Origin of the sequence: Providencia sp. PROV122 (assembly GCF_028482365.1) — a bacterium.
GTDB lineage: Bacteria > Pseudomonadota > Gammaproteobacteria > Enterobacterales > Enterobacteriaceae > Providencia > Providencia stuartii.
The window spans coordinates 15,035-35,109 of sequence record NZ_JAMPQI010000024.1 but is presented as its reverse complement, the minus strand read 5'-3'; the positions used below and the strand labels follow the sequence as shown (position 1 = coordinate 35,109).

General features: G+C 42.9%; 16 protein-coding genes and 1 tRNA gene. 8 read left to right on the top strand and 9 right to left on the bottom strand.

From position 1 onward, the window contains the following. The first annotated feature begins 43 nt into the window (after positions 1–43). Together mdtH and PSE69_RS16245 are read left to right on the top strand one after the other, a co-directional pair. The gene (gene mdtH / locus PSE69_RS16250; RefSeq protein ID WP_004919425.1) at positions 44–1,246 is read left to right on the top strand and encodes a multidrug efflux MFS transporter MdtH; all 1,203 of its coding nucleotides are present in this window, start codon (positions 44–46) and stop codon (positions 1,244–1,246) included. Positions 1,247–1,370: 124 nt separating this feature from the next. Further along, a complete protein-coding gene (locus PSE69_RS16245) occupies positions 1,371–1,931 on the top strand; it encodes a lipoprotein (RefSeq protein WP_004919424.1) in 561 nt (186 codons plus the stop codon). A gap of 219 nt (positions 1,932–2,150) precedes the next feature. On the opposite strand, the gene PSE69_RS16240 is transcribed toward PSE69_RS16245, so the two are convergent. Continuing rightward, the gene (locus PSE69_RS16240; RefSeq protein ID WP_014658284.1) at positions 2,151–2,696 is read right to left on the bottom strand and encodes a TorD/DmsD family molecular chaperone; all 546 of its coding nucleotides are present in this window, start codon (positions 2,694–2,696) and stop codon (positions 2,151–2,153) included. 148 nt (positions 2,697–2,844) lie between these two features. After that, on the bottom strand, positions 2,845–3,786 hold the full coding sequence (gene ghrA / locus PSE69_RS16235) for a glyoxylate/hydroxypyruvate reductase GhrA (RefSeq protein WP_014658283.1): 942 nt from the start codon (positions 3,784–3,786) through the stop codon (positions 2,845–2,847). Positions 3,787–4,104: 318 nt separating this feature from the next. On the opposite strand from ghrA, the gene PSE69_RS16230 reads away from it, so the two are divergent. Beyond that, positions 4,105–4,192: transfer RNA gene (locus PSE69_RS16230), tRNA-Ser, on the top strand. A gap of 28 nt (positions 4,193–4,220) precedes the next feature. On the opposite strand, the gene PSE69_RS16225 is transcribed toward PSE69_RS16230, so the two are convergent. The 5 genes from PSE69_RS16225 to PSE69_RS16205 form a co-directional block, all read right to left on the bottom strand. Then, positions 4,221–5,723: an alanine/glycine:cation symporter family protein gene (locus PSE69_RS16225; RefSeq protein ID WP_076913920.1), complete on the bottom strand. Its 1,503-nt coding sequence runs from the start codon at positions 5,721–5,723 to the stop codon at positions 4,221–4,223. 82 nt (positions 5,724–5,805) lie between these two features. Then, a complete protein-coding gene (locus PSE69_RS16220) occupies positions 5,806–7,290 on the bottom strand; it encodes an aldehyde dehydrogenase (RefSeq protein WP_060560581.1) in 1,485 nt (494 codons plus the stop codon). A gap of 11 nt (positions 7,291–7,301) precedes the next feature. Next, entirely contained in the window at positions 7,302–8,165 is an 864-nt protein-coding gene (gene dapA / locus PSE69_RS16215; protein ID WP_004919411.1) for a 4-hydroxy-tetrahydrodipicolinate synthase, read from the bottom strand. An 18-nt stretch (positions 8,166–8,183) separates the two neighbouring features. After that, on the bottom strand, positions 8,184–9,431 hold the full coding sequence (locus PSE69_RS16210) for an NAD(P)/FAD-dependent oxidoreductase (protein WP_004919408.1): 1,248 nt from the start codon (positions 9,429–9,431) through the stop codon (positions 8,184–8,186). Between the two features lie 9 nt (positions 9,432–9,440). Continuing rightward, positions 9,441–10,391, bottom strand: coding sequence for a 4-hydroxyproline epimerase (locus tag PSE69_RS16205; protein WP_088499327.1), 951 nt, complete (start codon positions 10,389–10,391; stop codon positions 9,441–9,443). A 151-nt stretch (positions 10,392–10,542) separates the two neighbouring features. Between PSE69_RS16205 and PSE69_RS16200 the strand changes: the two genes are divergently transcribed. The 5 genes from PSE69_RS16200 (at position 10,543) to dauA (ending at position 18,067) form a co-directional block, all read left to right on the top strand. After that, entirely contained in the window at positions 10,543–11,358 is an 816-nt protein-coding gene (locus PSE69_RS16200; RefSeq protein ID WP_004919404.1) for a helix-turn-helix domain-containing protein, read from the top strand. Between the two features lie 453 nt (positions 11,359–11,811). Further along, complete coding sequence (locus PSE69_RS16195; RefSeq protein ID WP_014658278.1) at positions 11,812–12,447, top strand: CDP-alcohol phosphatidyltransferase family protein; 636 nt, start codon at positions 11,812–11,814, stop codon at positions 12,445–12,447. Beyond that, positions 12,444–14,210: a bifunctional alpha/beta hydrolase/class I SAM-dependent methyltransferase gene (locus PSE69_RS16190; RefSeq protein WP_053110883.1), complete on the top strand. Its 1,767-nt coding sequence runs from the start codon at positions 12,444–12,446 to the stop codon at positions 14,208–14,210. Before PSE69_RS16195 ends, PSE69_RS16190 begins: the two co-directional genes overlap by 4 nt. Positions 14,211–14,396: 186 nt before the next feature. Then, positions 14,397–15,737 carry a phosphatase PAP2/dual specificity phosphatase family protein gene (locus tag PSE69_RS16185; protein WP_040133089.1) on the top strand — a complete coding sequence of 447 codons (1,341 nt, stop codon included), beginning with the start codon at positions 14,397–14,399 and terminating at the stop codon, positions 15,735–15,737. A 641-nt stretch (positions 15,738–16,378) separates the two neighbouring features. Beyond that, positions 16,379–18,067: a C4-dicarboxylic acid transporter DauA gene (gene dauA, locus PSE69_RS16180; RefSeq protein WP_121874868.1), complete on the top strand. Its 1,689-nt coding sequence runs from the start codon at positions 16,379–16,381 to the stop codon at positions 18,065–18,067. Between the two features lie 221 nt (positions 18,068–18,288). On the opposite strand, the gene PSE69_RS16175 is transcribed toward dauA, so the two are convergent. After that, the gene (locus PSE69_RS16175; protein WP_121874869.1) at positions 18,289–19,191 is read right to left on the bottom strand and encodes a TIGR01212 family radical SAM protein; all 903 of its coding nucleotides are present in this window, start codon (positions 19,189–19,191) and stop codon (positions 18,289–18,291) included. Positions 19,192–19,203: 12 nt separating this feature from the next. After that, a complete protein-coding gene (kdsA, locus tag PSE69_RS16170) occupies positions 19,204–20,058 on the bottom strand; it encodes a 3-deoxy-8-phosphooctulonate synthase (protein ID WP_014658273.1) in 855 nt (284 codons plus the stop codon). Between the last annotated feature and the right edge of the window lie 17 nt (positions 20,059–20,075).

Here is a 20,075-nt window from a genome sequence, read left to right as displayed (position 1 = left end):
TTAAGAATCCTTCCCTCTTTATTATTTTTTACGATGGTGTGTCATGGCGCAGGTGTCACAGGCAAGAAGTCTAGGTAAATATTTTTTACTCCTAGACAACATGCTGGTTGTTCTCGGTTTTTTTGTCGTGTTTCCATTGATCTCTATTCGCTTTGTTGACCAGCTAGGTTGGGCCGCCGTCATTGTTGGCTTTGCTTTAGGTCTGAGACAATTTGTTCAGCAAGGACTTGGGATCTTTGGTGGTGCTATTGCAGACCGCTTTGGCGCTAAGCCAATGATAGTCATAGGGATGCTATTGCGAGCCTGTGGCTTTGTGCTCATGGCAATTGCCAATGACCCTTGGGTGTTGTGGCTCTCCTGTGTCTTGTCAGCATTAGGTGGAACACTATTTGATCCTCCAAGAACCGCATTAGTTATTAAGCTAACAAGGCCTTATGAGCGTGGACGCTTTTATTCTCTGCTGCTCATGCAAGACAGCGCGGGCGCCGTTATTGGTGCACTGATTGGTAGTTGGTTACTGCAATACGATTTCCATTATGTCTGTTGGGCTGGCGCGGCCGTCTTTGTACTTGCCGCTATTTGTAATGCTTGGCTACTCCCGGCCTACCGTATTTCAACGGTAAGAACACCAATCAAAGAAGGTATGAGCCGAGTACTCAAAGATACCCGTTTTGTGACCTATGTGGTCACGTTAGCTGGTTATTTTATGCTCTCTGTACAGGTTATGCTGATGTTCCCTATTGTTGTGAATGAAATCGCAGGCACGCCAACCGCAGTGAAATGGATGTATGCCATTGAAGCCGTTATTTCATTAACGTTACTTTATCCCATCGCCCGTTGGAGTGAAAAATATTTTCGCCTTGAGCAGCGTTTAATGGCTGGATTGTTTTTAATGAGTTTAAGCATGTTTCCTATCGGTATGACGAGCTCTTTACCTGTTTTATTTGGATTAATATGCTTATTTTATTTAGGCACTGTAACCGCCGATCCTGCACGAGAAACATTAAGTGCTTCACTGGCAGATCCACGTGCACGCGGTAGTTATATGGGGTTTAGCCGCTTAGGATTAGCTTTAGGAGGTGCTGTTGGCTACACTGGTGGAGGTTGGATGTACGATATTGGTCACCAATGGGATCTGCCACAATTACCGTGGTTTTTATTAGGTGTAATTGGTTTCATCACTCTTTGGGCACTGCATAAACAATTTAACCGTAAGAAAATTGAATCTGCTATGTTAAGTGGTTAATAACGGAGATATTTAGACTCTACACGCCCATAAATTTAAACTTTAACTAACAAAAATGTGGGTAAAAGACCAATTAACCATAATTATAGGATAAGATAGTCAAGTTACTGTAAAAGGAGTGTTTATGAAACAATTTATATTGGCGGCTCTGATTGGCTGTTTGACTTTACTCACTGGCTGTAGCCAACTTACTGAATTTTCGATTAGCGAAAATACGGTTAATCAGTATCTTGCAAATAAAGTTAAATATAACAATAAAGTTGGTATTTCTGGCGTCGCGGATGCAGACATCCAATTAACCAACTTGAAATCAGAAATTGGTCGCAGTGAGCCGGGGAAAATCGCCTTAACGGGGGATGCCGCAGTCAACTTAGATACTTTATTAGGTAAAGCCGAGGCCAAAATAGCGCTTACCCTAACGGCTCGCCCTTATTTTGACGCTCAAGCAGGCGCCATTTACTTAAAAGAGCTGAACATCAGCCAATACACTGTCACTCCTGAGAGTATGGATACCGCTATTGCTGCCGTGATCCCATACCTCAACAGTTCATTAGAAACCTTTTTTGAGACACAACCGGTTTATGTGTTGAATCCAGAAAATAGTGCAGCTGAGGCAACGGCTAAAAAATTAGCAAAAGGGCTTGAAATCAAACCAGGCAAGCTCGTTATTCCTTTAGTTGACTAACATCCATAAAAATTTTCGATTGAAAACAGCACAAAAGGCAACGTTTTTAGACGTTGCCTTTTCTTTATCTACCTATATACGCGTTTATCAAAATGCTACGCGTTATACTTAATACCAATACAAAAACCTCTTAAGTGGCTTATCTCGTTTTTCTGATAGCCAATTTACATTGACAAGGTTCGCTTAGAGGCGGATTTTATTACACCAAAAGTGACGCTGTCACTCTGACTCTAATTCATCACGTAATGCAATCACTGCATCACGCGCAATTTGCGCCAGCGTACGATAAAATGCCGTTGTCGCATGAGCTTCCATTTTGCCTAGAAATGCACCATACCAACTCAATATAAAGCTATCAAATAGCTCAATTTGCGCCGCTGTTTCATCTTCTGCCGCTTGATCCTCAAGCCAAGATGCCGCCAATAAGAGCGCACCAAACGCATCGGTTCTCGCGTTTGTCAGAGCCATCCCCCTCTCAACAAGAAATTCACGGATTTCCGCTTCCGCGATTTCATCATCATAATCATGGGCAAACACCGAAACCGCAGGTGTTTCTCCACCAAATAACGTTTGATAGTCGGCGGTAATCGCTGCCATATCAACCGATTTTGCCATGCGCGCCCAATACTCATCTTGCTCCAATGGCCAAGATGCCTTTAATTTATCTTGGGCTATCATATCCAGTAATGGCTTTACCACACTATCATCGGGGGAGCGCTGAAAGAGTGTTCCCAAAATACGGCAGACGATCGAAAATTCGTTCATGTCAGGTTCCTGTTTTCGCATTATACGGTGGCTTATCACCAGCATACTCTAAGTCATTTGAGGCGCAGCAAGGATAAGAAATGATGGCATGAAGAATATAAAGCAGTGCCATCAACCAAGCTGCAACCTGAAATAAAATAAGTATACCTTAATAACCGCGTTGCATATCAACAATCCCGACAGGTGTTTGCCCATTTTCAATGCGTTGAATATTGCTGCTGATCATGTCCATCGCTTCTTGCGGTAGTGTAATCGCGGCAATATGGGGTGTAATCGCAACGCGCGGGTGTGTCCAAAAAGGATGCATTTGTGGTAAAGGTTCACTGGCAAATACGTCCAAAGAGGCACCTGCAACTTGCCCCGACTCTAATGCTGCCAATAAGTCTTGTTCAATAAGATGCGAGCCACGAGCAAGGTTAATAATAAAGGCATTTTTTTGTAACTGACTAAATAAGCTTTGATTCAAAATTCCGACTGTTTGGGGGGTACTTGGCAATAAATTAATAATCACCCGTGTACCTTGCAGAAACGCCCCTAGCTGTTCTTGTCCATAATAGCTCTTTACGTTGTTGAGCTGTTTTGCACTTCGGCTCCACGTTCTCACATGAAAACCAAATTCCACGAGCCTTTTAGCCACCGCTTGCCCCAATGCACCAGCCCCCATTACTCCGACGACAAACTCATCATGGCGATAGGCTGGCAACGGTTTCCATTGACGTTGCGATTGAAATTGGCGGTATTCATCCATTCGACGAAAGTAATAGAGGACTTTCGCCATCGCATACTCTTCCATTTGTAATGCCATGCCCGTGTCTTCTAAGCGCATTAAAGGCACGCCAGCAGGTAATGTTCCTGGGTTCTCATGCTCTTGCTTCAAAATGGCGTCAACACCCGCCCCCAACGCAAATATACCTTTCAGATCTTTTCGCCCTGCTAGACATTCATAAGGAGGGAGCCAAACCATAGCATAATCGGCACTTTGTTTATCGCCCCTAACCCATTGACGAATATTGGCTTGTGGAAGTCTAGCTTTCATGCCGTCGATCCACTCATTAGCATCAAAAAATGGATGATAAAATAGAATATTCATGACAACTCCTCTTATGTTTACAACAGAGTGTGCCGAAAATGTCTCATTTTCAAGCGAATACAACGGTTGATGAATGTTATGATGAGCATTTTGTTAAGCCGCTAACGAATTTTATAATTAATACTTGAAGTTTAAGTCGATCACAGATTCACCATTCAAGATTAGATAATAACCAAATTGTTTTATATTTAACTAAACAAGCAGTAAAACTGTAAAAAGCGCAAATAGGGAGTTGACGCAAGCCCGGCTTTTCCCTATAGTAGCGCCCCGTTGCAACACAAGTTATATCGTTTGTTAGCAACCTGCATTTAAAAATACGGTGAGGTGTCCGAGAGGCTGAAGGAGCACGCCTGGAAAGTGTGTATACGGCAACGTATCGAGGGTTCGAATCCCTCCCTCACCGCCATTTTTAATCAAATCAATGTCCTCTTATGTTATTCCTGCTCTTCGGTTAATTTTCCAATCTGTTTATGTTGTGGTGATTGTGTTTGCGATTGATATTCGCGACTGATCTCTTCCCATAATTGTGCATTTTCAACGCCCGCGACTTTCGGGTCGAAAACCGGATCGATTCCCAATTTTTCTTGGCGTTCATAGTCACGTAGTGCGCGAAGTGCTGGTTTAGATAAAAAGACTATCGCGATTAAGTTAAGATAACTCATACTACCAAACCCAATATCACCAAGGCTCCACATCATGCTAACGGACTGCACACTCCCCATAAACAGAATAAGCAAAAAGACCATTTTTAGGATCAACTTGAGAATGGGGTATTTGAGTTGGCGGTCTAGATAAACAATGGTTGTCTCTGCGATATAGTAATATGCCATCAAGGTGGTAAATGCGAATAAAAACACGGCAATTGAGACAAAACCAGAGCCCGTTGATTCAAATACTGTTGAGACGGCCATTTGTGTCCACGCAGTTCCTGCAGCCACTCCCGGAACATGTTCAATCAGTGCCGTTGCTCCTCCATCGGGGAAAACATTGTACATATTGGTGACTAGGATCATGAGCCCTGAAGCCGTGCACACCACAAGAGTATCAATATAGATTGAGAACGCTTGAATCAACCCCTGCTTCGCCGGATGGCTCACTTCAGCCGCCGCCGAACTAAACGTGGCCTCCCCCGCACCCGCGACATTAGAAAATACAGCGCGTCGAACACCCCACGAAACCGCGGTACCGACGATGCCACCAAAAACGGCATCCATCCCTAAAGCGCTCCGAAAGATTAGGCTAAACATGGCAGGTACTTTGTCATAATGGCTACCTAAAATTATCACCATCATGACAATATAAGCGACCGCCATCAGAGGAACGATTTTATCGGCAGCACTGGCAATACGCTTAACACCACCGAAAATCAACCACGCCATCAATAAGGTAATAATCACACCTGTAACGATAGGCGGAATGTTGAAAGACGTTTGGAAAGAGTCAGCAATGGTATTCGCTTGGATCCCCGGCACTAACACACCGTAAGATAGACAGATCACAGCAGCGACAATAATCGCAAATGGCTTTAGTTTTAACCCTTTTTCGATATAGTAAGGCGAGCCACCTCGGTATTGCCCATCGGAGCGTTGCTTATAGATCTGAGCGAGTGTCGATTCAATAAATGCACTAGCACCACCTAAAAGCCCCATCACTACCATCCAAAATATCGCCCCTGGCCCGCCCGCCGCAATGGCAGTAGCCACACCAGCAATATTACCTACACCTACCCGCCCTGATAGCGCAAGACAAAAAGCTTGGAATGAAGATATGCCCTCTTTTGATGATTTATTTTCTTTGAGCAAACAGACCATTTTAATCAAATAGCGAAACTGAACACCGCGTGTAGCTAATGTAAAATAGAGCCCGACACCGAGCGATAAAATCACTAATGCGTTGCCCCAAATGTATCCAACGAGTGTGTTAACGATGGCTTCCATATGAGTACTCCTTCGTTATTGTCATTATGTATTTGTAGGGATAAAAAAACCTGAACTTAACGCTGTTCAGGTTGTGAATAAATTAATGATTAATCATCCAAATGACTTTTGTTTGAGTATATTGTTCGAAAGCTTCTAATCCGTTATCTTTGCCGCCAAAGCCTGACTGCTTAAAGCCACCAAAAGGCGTCGTGATATTACCTTCACTAAATCCATTCACCGACACTGTGCCTGCATTAATTTGCCGAGCAACTTTCATCACTCGATGGATATTTTGACTATAGAATGAGGCCGCTAACCCATAGTGGGTATTATTAGCGAGGGCAATCGCTTCTTCTTCTGTTGCAAACGTTGACACGGCAAGTAAGGGTCCAAAAACCTCATTTTGGAATAATGACATCTCTGGAGTGACGTTATCGAATATTGTCGGCTCAATGTACCAACCACTGCCCATTTCACTGTGGATTTTTCCACCTGCAACAATGTTTGCGCCCTGTTTCACAGAAAGATCAATAAATGACTTCACTTTCTCAAAGTGAGCTTTTTCAACCATTGGCCCAATGGAGACAGTTTCATCCATGGGATCACCAACTTTCCACTCAGCTAATGCTGCAACGAGTTTATCTAATAGCTTTTGACGGATACTTTCATGAACAATTAGGCGAGAGCCGCAACTGCAATTTTCACTCATATTCCAGAAAGCGGCTGATAGAATATGAGGCACAGCAGCATCAAGATCGGCATCTTCAAAGACCACTTGCGGGCTTTTCCCACCACACTCCAACACGATCTCTTTTAAGTTACTTTCAGCAGAGTATTTAAGGAATAACCGCCCCACCTCAGTCGAACCGGTAAAAGAGACAATATCGATATCCCTATGTCGACCTATCGCCTCACCCACTTTTTCCCCTAATCCGCAAATTAAGCTCAGAGCACCTTTTGGCACCCCAGCTTCATAAGCCAATTCAACCATTCGGTAAGCACTCAATGAGGTCAGCTCCGCGGGCTTTACAATCACTGAGTTCCCCGCAGCTAACGCTGGAGCAACTTTCCATGCAAACATTTGTGCGGGGAAATTCCACGGTAAAACAGCCCCCACAACACCTATTGGCTCATGTACAATCAACCCCAACGCCTGATGACCTGTCGGCGCAACTTTTCCAAACATTTTGTCCAGTGCTTCGGCATACCAATAAAAAGTTTCAATGGTCGCTGGCATATCTGTATTTAAGCATTCTGTGATTGGCTTACCCGCATCAACACAATCTAATGCAGCAAGCTCTTCCTGATGTAACTCAATCAACTGTGCCCAACGCAGCATGACTTGTTTGCGCTCTTGCGGCGACAAACCTTGCCAACAGCCATCACTAAAGGTTTTTCTTGCCACTGAAACTGCGGCATCGACATCTTGAGCATCACCATCGGCAATAAATCCAATAATGCTGTCATCAATAGGCGTTCTGGTTTCTAATTTTTCATTGCTCCCTTGGTAGTTTTCTATCAAGTTACCCGCCCACAATAAACCTGAACGAGCTCGCTCAAATACTGCTTCTTTGGTCACTTTCATGGCGTTTTTCCTTATTTTATCAAGGCGAGAAATTCACGTTGTTGTTGCGGTGAAATATTGGAAAGTGGCATTCTAACTGGCCCAACATCGACAGTACCCTTGATACAACCCGCTTTGGCTTTTTGGTTATAATCCCCAGATTCCATCGAATAAATTGCAGGATAAATTTCTGACATGATCCGTTTCGCCGTAGACCAATCCCCTTGCTGTGCGGCCTGATAAATTGCCACTTGCTCTGCTGGGAATACATTTCCAGCCCCCGCAATCCAACTTTTCGCGCCCCAAAAAAAGAAATCGACAGGCTGATCATCACAACCACAAATCACCTCAAAATTGTCGAATTGAGTTTGTAATAAACGTAGCGCTCGGCTGAAATCACCACTACTTTCTTTAATCGCAACAATATTTTTCACCTTAGATAGGTGTATGACAGTGTCGTATTCGATTTCGATCCCAATACGCGCAGGGAAGTTATACATAATGATGGGTAATGGTGTTGCTGAAGCAACCTGCTCATAATGCGCAATTACCCCTTGCTGATCCGGTAAACTGTATGGTGGCGGTGCTAACATCAAGCCTTCATAACCTAATGAAACCGCTTGCTCTGCACGCTTAATCGCCCCTTCTGTCGATAGGTCATTAATCCCTGCAATCAAGGTAACTCGCCCTTTGGCGACTTTACTCACGGTAGTCAGCACCACTTCACGCTCTTTCTCGTTTAATGCGTAATACTCCCCAGTCGTGCCACACACAACAAGTCCTGATACACCTTGTTCAATTAAGGTTTCAGTTAATTGTGCTAGCCCACTAACATTTAATGAAAAATCACTGTGAAATGGCGTCACAATTGGAACAATAATGCCGTGAAAATTCATGTGAAATCTCCTTAACTTTTATATAAATCGTTCAATGGAATAAGGTGAACAATCGATCGGTGTCGGCTGTTCTTTGAATAAGCTATGTACAATTTTTGCCGTGATGGCCGCTTGAGTTAGACCTAAGTGTTGATGACCAAAGGCAAAAATATAAGGTCCTTTTTTATCAATCACTGGCAACGAATCTGAGAGAGTCGGTCTAAATCCCATCCATTCAGTTGCTTGCTCGCTATTTAGCGGTGTGTTAAGCATGGGATCAGCTAGAGGAATAAAGTGTCGAGCACGTTGCATATTGGCTGGACGTTTCAATCCCGCATATTCAACCGTACCCGCAAGGCGCAATCCACCTTTCATGGGCGTCATGATAAAGCGCCTATCGATACTTGAAACAGGAACGCTTAACCTACTTGCCTCTTTAGGCAACATAAGGTGATAGCCACGCTCTGTTTCAAGTGGAACACGTATGCGGCAAACCATCTTGACCAATGATTTAGAAAATGCGCCTCCTGAAATCACTACTCGCTGCGCCGCCAATTGTCCTTGTGAGGTTGTCAGGCGCACTGTATTACCTGAAGTGGTATGAATGCCCGTAACTTCACACTGAGAAAGTAACTCCCCCCCCAATCTCAAAAAGTGATTTGTTAATTGAGTATGTAGTGCATTGAGATCTACGACATGCCCCGTATCTGGGTAATAAAGCCCACCTAATTGATTACCAGCCAAAGCAGGCTCTCGTGCCAATAGTTGTGCCTGAGTTAATAGTTGATTTTTCACTCCTATGGAGTTGAGGTACTCACCTTGCTTTTGCAGTTTTTCATAGGAAGCTTCCCTCTCTGCCACCAGCAGTGAACCTTGAATTTTTACAAGATCAGCCAGTTGCCAGTCATCGCTGAACGCTTGCCACGCAGCCAGTGATGCACCATTAATTGTGGATAACGCATGATGAATACGTTGAAAGGGTTTATGTCGCATATTTCCCAACAAACGTAGTAACCAAGGCGTCAATGGCAATAAATAACGCCAATCGAGACGCAGTGCCCCTAGAGGATCAAACAACATCGCAGGAATCGATTTTAAAATTGATGGGTCAGCTACAGGGAAAACTTGCTCCGTCGCTATATGTCCAGCATTCCCCATTGATGCTCCAGCGCCGACCTGCTCTTTCTCGACCAGCAAAACATCTGTTCCATCCGCTTGTAATGTCAGCGCGATACTTAAGCCAATAATGCCGCCACCGATAACAATCACTGAACGTTTCTTATCCATATCAACCTCTCACGACACCGTGATCCCCCAACGAAATGGATCGGTTTCATCGATAAGCAAGGTATTACGCCCACTGATATAGGCCGTACCTCGAATGGTTGGGATAATGCCATTCCCATCAGCCCAGAGATAACTGGCTTCAAATTGGCTACCGATGACACTCGCTTGACGCCAAATTGCCCCTTCGTTTAACTTGCCATCAGCGGCTAAACACGCGAGTTTGGCACTCGTGCCTGTTCCACAAGGTGAACGGTCATAAGCCCCTCCTGGGCATAACACAAAACTTTGGCTATCGGCCTGTGAAGACGCAGCAAAAAGTTCAATGTGGTCAATTTCTTGGTCATCTTTGCCATAAATATGTTGTTCAACTAAGGCCGCTTTTATTTTTAAGCACGTTTCAGTCAACGCCTTGGTATTGCGGTGATGGATCTCTACCGGTGATTGCTCAACCAGAAAGAACCAATTTCCTCCCCAAGCAATATCCCCCGTCACCATTCCCACGTCAGGAACCTTCACCGCGACCGATTTGCGGTAGCGATAAGAGTAAACATTTTGGATACTGACACTGCCGTCTGGGTGCAATGTCGCCTGAACATCACCCACTGGCGTTTCAATGGTATGTTCGCCAACCGTAATTTTTCCTAGGTAAGCTAACGAAGCAATAAGGCCAATCGTGCCATGCCCACACATGCCTAAATATCCTTCGTTATTAAAAAAGATGACGCCCGCAGTGGCTTGTGGATTTTGAGGTTTGCAAAGTAGCGCACCGACTAAAATGTCACTGCCTCGTGGCTCTAATATGGTGGTGGTACGCCATAGGTCATGCTCGTGCCTTAAACGCTGTAAACGAGATGCCATAGAGCCATTACCAAGATCAGGAAAACCATCAATAACTAATCGAGTTGGTTCACCCGCCGTATGTGAATCAATTACCTCAATTTGTGTATAGCGCTTGTGCATATTGCATCCTCTGCTCACTTTAATTGTTAACAGAATGCTTGATTTTTGTTAAAGGATCTTGATATCTTTCGTGCTCACTGATGCGCAATTCGGCACAATATAAAAATATTTCAGAGAACTAATCATATTTGTTGAACTTGTTGGAGGCCGCATGATTAATTTAAATAAGCTGCTATTAATTAGTCAGGAAAATATGCTGTTTCCCGTTGATAATATTGAAATACTTTTAAATCACCTCGGGCTGGTCATGCCATTAATTAACACATTACCGAATGTCACTTTTTTTGTTAAAGATCGTAATGCCAAATATCTTCTTGCTAATGAGAACCTAGCCAAACGCTGTAAAATGGCTACGACTAACGATGTCATTGGGAAGCGAGCCGAAGATATTTTTCATCATGAGTTAGGTCGCAGTTATAGCTCTCAGGATTATCTGGTGATGCAAAAAAAGATCAGCGTCATTAACAAATTAGAATTGCATTTATATAAAGCAGGCATATTAGGTTGGTGCGTCACAACCAAAGTTCCTATCTTCAATACGCATAACCAAGTGATTGGTGTGGCTGGGATTTCGGTAGATTTGCAAGATGTAAAGTCGGTCAGTCAAAAATTAAACAAGCAGTTGGGTCAGGTGGAACAATTTATTAGCGAACACTTTGATATGCCAATAAAAATAACCACTCTTGCAGATATATCGGGCTTGTCTTTATCCCAACTAAATCGCCAATTTAAAGCCATATTCCACATAACTCCCCAACAATATATTCAAAAAAAACGTCTTGAACATGCGATTGAATTACTCGAAGAAGATTATTCGATTACTGAAATATCCATAAAATGTGCTTATGCTGATCACAGTGCATTTTGTCGGAAATTTAAAGAAATGACGACAATGACCCCAAGCCAATTTAAACGGATGAGGTTGAATATTGCCAATAGATATCGCGTTGAAGAACAACTTGTTTAAATAATCTCATCCCAATAGAAGCTGTGTTATTACAGAAAACATCTTATTTTAAGATGTTTTTTTACTTTCGATATTCAACACTCATGATATCCAGCTCGGCGATACTATTATTTCTGCAATGGATGATTTTTATACGCCACTTGAGCATTCTTTTTACGTTATTGATTCACTTTTTGATTAAAATTTTCTATTACTTTATAAAATCGACTTAATTAATTTATTACAATTACGAAACATAAAAGTAAATGAACAATAAATAAACACTTAATTTTACGATAATGAATTATTCATTTACAATCAATATATTATAGAAAGGTAATATCCACGAACACAGGTTATCATCACAAGAGAGAAATCTAACTTAGGATAGCTCTTATTGCAGCTAAAAAATAATCGCGTATTCATATACGCTATATTTGCACCATTATGGTTGTAATTTGCAAGGATGAATAAATGACAATTTATGATCTGAAACCTAAATTTCAGAACCTGCTACGGCCTATCGTACAAAAGCTTTATGACTCAGGCGTGACAGCAAATCAGGTAACATTGGCTGCAATGCTATTATCTATTTTGATCGGAGCACTGCTATTTATTTTTCCTAACCCACACCTGTTTATTTTATTACCCTTTGTTTTATTTATTCGCATGGCGCTGAACGCCATTGACGGTATGCTCGCACGTGAACATCACCAAAAAAGTCATCTCGGTGCAATATTAAATGAAACGGGGGATGTTATCTCCGATATGGCCTTGTATATCCCTTTTGTTTTGTTGTTCCCTCATGATTTTGGATGGATTTTACTGATCCTTTTCTTGTCATTATTAACAGAGTTTATTGGGGTTATCGCACAAGCTATTGGCGCTTCACGTCGCTATGATGGCCCTATCGGTAAGAGTGACCGTGCATTTATTTTCGGTACTTTTGGGCTATTAGTCGCACTCTTTCCCCAAATCACTTCTTCTAACTGGTTTACTGCTATTTTTATTGTCCTTTCATTGTTGCTGTTTTACACCTGCTACAACCGTATCCGTAAGGCCTTAAGTGAGCTTAATACACAAACGGATCATCATAAGGAACCATTATGAACGCTCAGACAGACTATTTAACTCAACGTCCTGTCATTGAATCTCAGTTTATCACCAGTGACCGTACCCCGCTGTTTTATCGTTACTGGCCAACAGAACAATCAACAGATAAAGCCATTATTCTATTTCACCGCGGCCACGAACACTCAGGACGCGTTGCTCATCTTGTCGATGAGTTAGACTTGCCTGACTACGCCATGTTCGCATGGGATGCCCGAGGCCATGGCAGAAATGATGGCCCTCGTGGTTATAGCCCATCCCTTGGCACCTCTATTCATGATGTGGATGAATTTGTACGTTATGTGTCATCCCAGTACCAAATACCATTAGCAAATATTATCGTCATTGGTCAAAGCGTTGGTGCCGTGTTAGTCTCTGCTTGGGTACATGACTATGCCCCTCCTATTAGAGGGATGGTATTAGCATCCCCAGCTTTTAAAGTTAAGTTGTATGTACCATTTGCGCGCACAGGACTTGCTTTGATGCAAAAAATGCGGGGGCTGTTTTATGTTAACTCATATGTGAAAGCTAAATTCCTAACTCACGACCAAAGCCGCATAGCCTCATTCAACCGTGACCCATTAATTACGCGCCCTATTGCAGTTAATATCCTGCTCGAACTGTACAAAACTGCTGATAGAATAGTGGCTGATGCAGGTGCGATTACCCTCCCAACACAACTGTTTATTTCTGGTAGTGATCATGTGGTACACCATAAACCACAGCATCAATTTTATGAGCGCCTTAATACTCCCATTAAAGAGAAACATATTTTACCTGGCTTCTATCACGATACACTGGGTGAAAAAGAGCGCCATATCCCTATTGCCAAAATCCGTGAATTCATTGGCAAACTATTCTCAGTTCCTCGCTATCAACATGATTACCAATATGAAGATACTTGGAGCGTGAGTGCAGATGCTTATCGCGAATTAACGCAACCTCTGCCTGCATGGTGCCCTAAAAACCTTGGTTATAAGCTACTTAGCCGTTCTATGAGTACACTAGGCAAGGCTTCAGAAGGTGTCCGCATTGGTTATGACAAAGGTTTTGACTCTGGGTCGACCCTTGACTACATTTACCGTGATAAAGCACAAGGTAAAGGGTTATTTGGCCGAATCATTGATAGGCAATACCTCAATAGCATCGGCTGGCAAGGGATCCGCCAACGTAAAACCAACATCGAAAATATCATTCGACAAGCTATTCGTGAGCTAACTGAACAACACCAGCCAGTGCGTATTGTCGATATAGCCGCCGGACAAGGTCGTTACGTCTTCGACGCTATTAATGACTATGGCAAAGTGGAGTCCGTCTTACTGCGAGACTATAGCCCTGTCAATGTTGAGCAAGGTCGTTCACATATTAAAGAGCGCTATCTTGAAGATAAAGTGCGTTTTGAAGAAGGCAATGCCTTTGATACGAATGACTTAGCTTCCATAACGCCAGCCCCTACACTTGGTATCGTAAGTGGTTTATACGAACTCTTCCCAAGTAATGACCTGATTCGAGCTTCACTGAGTGGTTTATCTCAGGCGATCCCTTCTGGTGGCCTACTTATCTACACCTGCCAACCTTGGCACCCTCAGGTTGAAATGATCGCTCGCGTCTTACCAAGTCACCAAGGTGGACAAGCATGGGTGATGCGTTGCCGGAGCCAAGGTGAAATGGACGCACTTGTCGACGAAGCTGGATTCGAAAAACTTAATCAGTTAATTGATAACTGGGGCATATTCAGTGTTTCTATTGCTCGACGCCGTTAAGCGTATTTGAGCATAAACGAACCTGATATTTTGCTTGATAAGGTGGTGACAACCATCACTACCTTATCCCCTTTAATATTCAATAAAGCTGATATACTAATAGCTTGCAACAACTCACTGAGTGAACGCAATACTCTTTTTAATTCCCATCTCAATATCAATTAAACTAGCTAAACGGATAGATGAATGACAACCACACATAAGCCCTTGCCTTCCTCGCCGCGGCGAAAAATTTGGTTATACGGTTTCTTTTGGTTAGTCTTTTTAGCCCCTTTTTTCTTTCTTACCTATGGGCAAGTCAACACTTATACGTCTACGCTAGCCAATGTTCCCTCTTATGTTTATTCATGGGAAACACATATTCCTTTTTTACCTTGGACGATTATCCCTTATTGGAGTATTGACCTGTTTTATGGCCTATCCCTTTTTATTTGCACCTCTTTAAGAGAGCAAACAATCCAAGGGCTACGCTTAATCGCTGCCTCATTAGCCGCCTGTGTTGGCTTTTTATTATTCCCCTTAAAATTTAGCTTCCCTCGGCCTGACACAAGCGGTATCACCGGTTGGATGTTCGATAGCCTTGAATTATTTGACCTCCCTTATAACCAAGCCCCCTCATTACATATTATTTTACTGTGGTTATTGTGGTTACGTTTCCGAGCTCATATGCCGACTAAATGGCATTGGTTGCTACATAGCTGGTCGCTACTGATCCTCATTTCTGTCCTCACGACGTGGCAACACCATTTTATTGATGTTATCAGTGGCTTTGCCGTTGGTGTCCTTATTAGTTATCTATTGCCTATTGAAAGCCAATGGCACTGGCACTACACCGGCAGCCGTCGTAGCTTTAAAATGAGCACGAATTATGGCTTAGGGGCGTTTGCCTGTTTGTTACTCGCAATAACGCTTCAAGGTATCGCATGGCTACTCCTATGGCCTGCTATTGCGTTGTTTATCGTCGCGATTGGCTACTTAGGTCTAGGCGCTTCTGTATTCCAAAAAACTCCGATGGGTAGCATGTCACCTTCGGCGCTCCTCTTGCTACTCCCGTATCGATTAATTGCCATAGGAACTTATCATTACTATGCCAAGGCGTGTCGACAACCTAGCAAAATTAACGATAAACTTATTTTGGGTGGACGCCCGCTTTATCCTTTGCAAGCTCAAGCCGTTTTCGATATGACTTGCGAGTGGCCTCGCAATTCCTATAGCCACGATTTAAATTATCGTAGCCAACCTCAAATCGATTTGTTACCACTAAGTGCAAAGGATATTGAAAGCGCCGTGCACACAATGGATGAGCTTGCAGAAAGCGGCACAATTTATGTTCACTGCAAATTAGGTTATTCGCGCAGTGCGACCGTCGCCGCTGCATGGTTAGTTCATAGTCAACAATCTAAAACGATTGATGATGCGATTGCGCTAATCACTCAAGCCAGACCAAAAGTGATCCTAAATTCAGCAACCCTTGAACAATTACATTATTGGTATCAACACTATTATTTAAAGCGAGCATCATCATGAATCATTTATCTGATAAACAATGTGGCGATGTCATGGTTATTTTTACAACAAGTTGGCGTTATTTTTGTTGTGCATCACTACTCGCTTTTATTTGTCAATTTATCTTATTTATTTACTCATTAATTGATAATCTCACCTTCTTTATTAGCACACTCCTTTTTATTGTGAGCCACTATTTTATTTTCCGGTTATGGTTTGACAGCCATCTTTTTAAAATATTATACCAGCGACAAGAGCCCTATCATTTTGACCTTGCTCTACATTACCTTTTCCCTAAAAAACAACCCGTTGCTACTATGGAGCAGCGCTGGGCTGGCACAAAGAGATTATTCAATTACACACTATTATTGACTATTTTACTCTGGTTGTGGGTTTTAATTTCATTATTAACGGGAAATTAATAATGAAATTTAATTTATTATACACACTATCTTAAATATAACTTGCGCTATAACAAAAACTTCAATAATTCATTTTTAGATATATTCATACAGAATATTCGCAGGTTTTTTTACTTTTGTACCCGTAAACGTTATGATAATTGCGAGTTCATTGACACATAGCAGATTTTTTTGTGTAAGTTCCGCGTATCCTTTGGTTCTGTTTTCCGTTATTTAACCCTGTTATTTTGGTGGGGTACAATGAGTACAAAAAAAATTAATAGCTTGCGCCTATTTAGCGCATTAATAGATTCGTGTTGGAAAGAGAAATATACATTTGCTCGCTTTATTAAAGATTTAATTGCCGGGGTTACCGTTGGGATTATCGCCATTCCATTAGCAATGGCACTGGCAATAGCAAGTGGAGTTCCACCACAATATGGCCTTTATACTGCTGCTATCGCGGGTATTGTTATCGCAATCACCGGCGGCTCACGTTACAGTGTTTCAGGGCCAACGGCCGCTTTCGTCGTCATTCTCTATCCCGTCTCACAGCAATTCGGGTTAAGTGGGCTACTCGTTGCAACCTTAATGTCTGGTATTATTTTGCTTGCAATGGGGTTCGCTCGTTTTGGTAAGTTTATTGAATACATTCCTGTCTCTGTCACGCTAGGCTTTACTTCTGGTATCGCAATTACCATTGCGACCATGCAAATTAAAGATTTTTTTGGCTTACAAATGGCATATGTTCCTGAAAACTATGTCGATAAAGTTATCGCCTTAGTCAACGCTTTGCCGACACTCCAATTCAGCGATACTTTGATTGGTTTAGTGACACTCTTCGTTTTAATTTTATGGCCTAAGCTAGGACTAAAGTTACCGGGTCACTTACCTGCTCTCGTTGCAGGTACACTGGTTATGTGGGTGCTTTCTCTGTTTGATAAAAACGTTGCTACCATCGGCTCACAATTTAGCTATTTATTGCCCGATGGCTCAGAAGGTAACGGTATCCCCCCTATCTTACCTCAGTTTATTTTGCCATGGCAGCTTCCCGGCAGCCCCCCTATTAGCTGGTCGATGATCACCGCATTGATGCCCGCGGCTTTCTCGATGGCTGTCCTTGGCGCGATCGAGTCGCTGCTATGTGCGGTTGTTCTTGACAATATGACAGGCAAGAAACACCACTCTAACAGTGAACTTATCGGGCAAGGCTTTGGTAATATCGCAGCGCCATTCTTTGGTGGTATTACAGCTACCGCCGCCATTGCACGTTCGGCAGCTAACGTTCGTGCAGGTGCAACCTCGCCGCTTTCCTCAGTGATCCACTCATTGTTAGTCTTGCTGACGTTATTGGTCCTCGCCCCAATGCTTTCCTATCTGCCCTTAGCGGCGATGTCATCATTGCTGTTGATGGTTGCATGGAATATGAGCGCCGCACGTAAAGTGATAGACCTGATCCGCCGCGCGCCTAAAGATGACATCATTGTTTTGCTTTTGTGTATGTCTCTTACTGTGCTTTTCGATATGGTCATTGCCATCACTGTAGGGATTGTTCTCGCCTCACTGCTGTTTATGCGCCGTATTGCTAATATGACTCGGATCAGTGAATTAGCAGAAACCGATGAAGCCAAAAGCCGTTTAGTGGTTCGTATCAACGGCCCACTGTTTTTTGCCGCGGCAGAGCGTATCTTTGATGAATTAAGGGTCAAAAGTGAAGGTTATAAAACCATCATCATGCAGTGGGATGCGGTGCCTGTACTTGATGCTGGCGGGTTAGAAGCATTCCAGAAATTTATCGACATAGTCAAAAAAGACACGCATATCGTTATTTGTGACATTCCATTCCAGCCGCTTAAAACCTTGGCGCGCGCTGGTGTAACGCCTATTGAGGGAGTGTTAAGTTTCCATAATTCGATTGATAAAGCTCTCGAGGAACTTGATTCCAAATAACCATAAATGAGCCACAACCAAAAAGCGCGGGAGTGGCTAATTTATAATGCTAATCTAGGAACAAACGCTAAATAATCTCTGACGGGGTATGCTGAGTTACGTTGTTTGTGACTGCTACCCTGTCACATGCCTAACCATCTCTGCTCTACCACCAACAGATCTCTATTTTCAATGGTTAGTATTAACAATATAAGAAACCATACTCGGCTTATTAATGACCATTAAAGTGCGGAGCCTTGTCCACCATGTGTGAGTAGATATTGGTATAGACTATTCATGCCTAACCAGCGGTTTTCACACCACTCTGGGGCTAATAATGTTGGTCGGCGCGCACTGGCACAAATACGGTGATAAACCACATCGGTAGGTGTATAGCGGATCATTTCTCCCGCAACTTGGGTATAGTCAGTTAAGGTCATCGGCGCTAATCGCCCTGCTCGCCAACTTTTCGCCATAATACTCCCCTCAACAATATGCAAAGGGTGTAATTTGATCCCATCCGTACCACACTCCAGCACTTTTTCTAATGTCTGCATATTCATTAAAGTGCTTTCACCCGGTAAGCCACAAATAAGATGCGTGCAAACCTTAAGTCCGAGTTGCCTTGCTTTCGTTACGGTTTTTTGATATTCGGCGAAACCATGCCCTCGGTTAATGCGATGAAGTGTTTTATCATGTGCGCTTTGTAAGCCCAATTCCAACCATATTTCATACCCATGCTCTCGATAGCCACTTAATAAAGAGAGCACTTCTTGTGGCACACAATCCGGACGCGTGCCAACACATAATCCAATAATATTCGCCTGCTTAAGAGCTTCCTCATACAACTGCTGTAGTAAACACACTTCAGCATAAGTGCTGGTATAGGCTTGGAAATAAGCTAGATAGCGACTGGCTCGCGTGATTTTGGCTTTTTGATGACGAATTTGCTCACTAATCGATTGAGTCGATTGCGTTTCATCAGAGAAAGAGGAGACATTACAAAAGGTGCAACCACCTCGCCCAAGAGTACCATCGCGGTTCGGGCAGCTAAAACCACCATGTAATGTTATTTTGTGAATTTTCTCGCCATAACGGCGCTGAAGATCAGCGCCGAACATGGAGACAACTTGGTTCAGTTGCATTGCAAACCGAGATTAACGACTCGTATCTAACTCAGGGAAGCTTTTTACTAACTCATCAATCGCTTTGATTTGCTGTAAGAAAGGCTCTAATTTAGCAAGTGGTAGTGCTGACGGGCCATCACAACGAGCACTGTCAGGATCTGGATGCGCTTCAAGGAATAGCCCTGCTAACCCAACTGCCATGCCTGCTCTGGCCAATTCAGCCACTTGAGCACGACGACCACCAGAAGCAGCGCCAAATGGGTCACGACATTGCAGCGAATGGGTAACATCAAAAATAACTGGACAGCCATTTGAAGCTTGCATCATGACATTAAAACCAAGCATATCAACAACTAGGTTATCATAACCAAAATTAGCGCCACGATCACATAAGATGACTTTATCATTACCACCTTCAATGAACTTTTCTACGATATTGCCAATTTGGCCTGGGCTAATAAACTGTGGTTTTTTAATATTGATCACGGCATCAGTTTTCGCCATTGCTGCAACCAGATCAGTCTGACGAGCTAAAAATGCAGGTAATTGGATAACATCCACCACTTCAGCAACAGGTTGAGCTTGAGATGGCTCATGCACATCAGTAATGATTTTCACGCCAAAGGTTTCTTTCAACTCTTGAAAGATTTTCATCCCTTCATCAAGGCCTGGGCCACGATATGAATGAATTGATGAACGGTTAGCTTTATCAAAAGAAGCTTTAAATACGTAAGGAATGCCTAGCTTTTGCGTCACTGTGACATAGTGTTCACACACCTGCATTGCCATATCACGGGATTCAAGGACATTCATTCCACCAAAAAGAACAAAAGGGAGATTGTTTGCGACTTTGATATCACCAATGCTGACCATTTTCTGTTGCATGCTCTTACCTTTCATAT